The organism is Pseudomonas sp. PA-1-6B (assembly GCF_021609545.1).
Classification (GTDB): Bacteria; Pseudomonadota; Gammaproteobacteria; order Pseudomonadales; family Pseudomonadaceae; genus Aquipseudomonas; species Aquipseudomonas fluorescens_BV.
On the sequence record NZ_WJZM01000121.1, the window covers coordinates 1 to 1,776 of the forward strand.

1 protein-coding gene is annotated in these 1,776 nt (G+C 58.8%); it reads left to right on the forward strand.

Annotation, left to right across the window (positions count from 1 at the left end; all coding sequences use genetic code 11):
- On the forward strand, window positions 1-1,776 hold a 1,776-nt coding region (locus GIV35_RS27170), incomplete at both ends, for a hypothetical protein (protein WP_236489196.1).

Sequence of the window (1,776 nt, forward strand, 5' to 3'; positions counted from 1 at the left end):
GCCTTTATACCTTTGAGGTTCCCAACGCGCTGGTGAGCGCGATTGCCGAAGGCCGCGCGAGTGTGCATGCCCTGTATCAGAATGGCGCGGTGCAACAGCCTTCCGAAAAGCTCTATCTGGACGTCGTTGGGCAAGTCGTCAGGTGGCCGGCACCGACGATAGACGAGGACCTGGGCGGCCATATCGAGCCGGATGTCAACGCGACCGTACGCTTCCCCCTTCAAGGGAGCTGGCCGAAGGACGGTTATATCGAAGTCATCTTCCGGGTCAGCAGCGCCGATAACACCATCGAGCATCGCATCGGCCGCGAAGTCGACGATATTCCGCCCACGGCCGGTGGGGATTTGTTGTTTACGATATACCGCGAGGAACTGCTGCGTTTTGACGGCCACCTGACCGACGTGTTTTATGCCCACACCCGGCCCGACGGCCGCCCGCAGGAGTCCCTGCGGTTGCAGATCGTGGTGGGTCAGATCAAGCGTACGATGCCCAAGCCGATTGTCGACAAGGCGGTCAGCGGCCAGTTGAATCCGGATTATGTAGATACCTACGCCACCGTGTTTGCACCGTTTGGCGAAACACTGCGCGGCGACTGGATCCGCATGTACTGGCTTGGCCGGGGCGCCCGCACCGAAGTGCCAGTGCAAGTGGCCGTGAATGGCGCCACCACCACCCACGACATCGAAAAATACTATGTGGAGAACAACCTGGATGAGTCGGTGACGGTGTTCTATACGCTGACACGCGCTGATGAGGCGATGCCGCGTTACTCACAGATCACTGAGGTGCTGATCAGCCGTGGCGTGGGCGAACTGCCGTCGCCGACCTTGCTTGAAGCGCAAACCACCGGCCCCGACACCGCCGACCTGGAACCCCTTAAGGTGCAACAGGGCACCCAATTGGTGGTGAGCTACGTGGGCATGCGCAACGGCGACTCGATCAAAGCCAGCATGGTAGGCGCCGGCAATGGCGGTTCGCCGGATATCCCGGCCAAGCCAGGCAATGAGACCTTGCAGAAGGTGGTGTTCGATATTTCCAGGGCGGCGATAGCGGCGAATATTCGTGACCAGGCCACCACGGTGAAATACCAATACGTGGTAACCCGTGCGGGTGTCTCGGTCACGTCGGCAACCTTGACGGTGACCGTGAGGCCGATACCGCAATCGGAGCTGGCCAAGACGGTCATCAGGCTCAACGAGGCCAATAGTGCGACAAAGGTGCTGGACCTGGATAGCTTCGTCGGCAACGCGATGGCGCATGTCGGCACCTGGCCGTTTATCACCGCCCCTTATCCGGTCTCGTTGAAGTTTTTTGGTAGAACAGCCGCTAATGTTGCTCATGATCTGACGCTGTTCAATATCAACAGCTCGTATGTCAATCCGAACTGGGTTGCCCAAGGCCGTTATGAATATCGCCTGTTGCGCACTTACCTCGATGGGTTGGGCCATGGCACAAAATTGAGCATGGAATTCAAAGCCGCCGTCAGTCTTAGCAAGGTTGAAGCCGAGGCGATCAGCTTTCCGGTGGTGGAGTACACCGTCAATACACTCCCGGCAGAATTCCCTGTTCCCAAGTTGATCCAGGCCACGGGGACGGGTACCTCAGTTACCCTGGCGCCGTTGAATGCACAAAACGGCGCCACGGTGTCCGTGGAGTACACACCGATGTACACCACAGACAGCATCAAGGTGACGATGGTGGGCACGGCCGGAGCGGGTTCTCCGGTGATCCCGGCCAAGAATGGGGTAGCGACGGGCAAAGCCACGTTCGATATTA